Annotated in this window: 1 protein-coding gene; it reads left to right on the plus strand. The window is 45.7% G+C overall.

Annotation, left to right across the window (positions count from 1 at the left end):
• Positions 1 to 45 precede the first annotated feature (45 nt).
• Positions 46 to 747, plus strand: coding sequence for a DUF2931 family protein (locus PSI17_RS17120; protein WP_273553099.1), 702 nt, complete (start codon positions 46 to 48; stop codon positions 745 to 747).
• Positions 748 to 857 lie beyond the last annotated feature (110 nt).

Genomic DNA, 857 nt, shown 5'->3' on the forward strand with positions numbered 1-857 from the left:
GAATGGTAAAAAACAGGGCATCGCTCAAATTTTGGAAACCTCACAATGAAAAGAAAAATCTTAATATCACTGCTGAGTTTGGGATTGGTATGGAGCCTGGCAGCTTGCCAGTCTTATCCCCCCGGAAAGCGGGTGGTGACCTACAAACCCATTGTACGTCACAGTGAACCGCTACCTTATAATAGGTGGGAGTTTCAATTTAACACTCCTGAATATTTTCCGGTCAGTATCAGCTTTGTCCAGTTTCAGGATGAGGATAATTATATTGACCAACTCTTTATGCCGGATGGAGCCAATCAACATTATCGTAGCGTAACGACGTGGGATAAAAAAATAGGCGGCGGCGGCGGCGCTATCAGAAACCATGGTGAAGCACTTCCCAAGCGGCTGATGGTTTGCTGGGATTCGGGGATTGATAAAAAAACTTTCCAGACCCTGTTTAACTTCACGCCTGAAGTTCGGCAACTGATGCGTGAGCCTTATGTCGGACGCGTTGTTAAAGGCCATATATTCTATCGGGATACAATATTTATTGGCCTCGCTCCGGGAGGAGCGGCCCGCGCCTGGTTGCGGGGATATGATAAAAACAACGGCGATAATATTCTGATCTCGACGGGCGAATCAGTATCCGGCGATAAGATGACAGTATGTCAGGGGAAAACAAAACATCCTGATGGCTACGGGGAGTATTCCGAGAGGATAAAAGCTTTTATCAAAGGAAAAACCTATCCCTATGGGGAATGGTAAAAAACAGGGCATCGCTCAAATTTTGGAAATCTCACAATGAAAAGAAAAATCTTAATATCCCTGCTGAGTTTGGGATTGGTATGGAGCCTGGCGGCTTGCCAGTCTTATCC

Origin of the sequence: Xenorhabdus sp. IM139775, assembly GCF_028598745.1 — a bacterium.
Taxonomy (GTDB): Bacteria; Pseudomonadota; Gammaproteobacteria; order Enterobacterales; family Enterobacteriaceae; genus Xenorhabdus.

What these genes read in the sequence shown, in the direction of transcription:
- PSI17_RS17120 (WP_273553099.1), top strand. Translation starts at nt 46, where the DNA reads ATGAAAAGAAAAATCTTAATATCACTGCTGAGTTTGGGATTGGTATGG.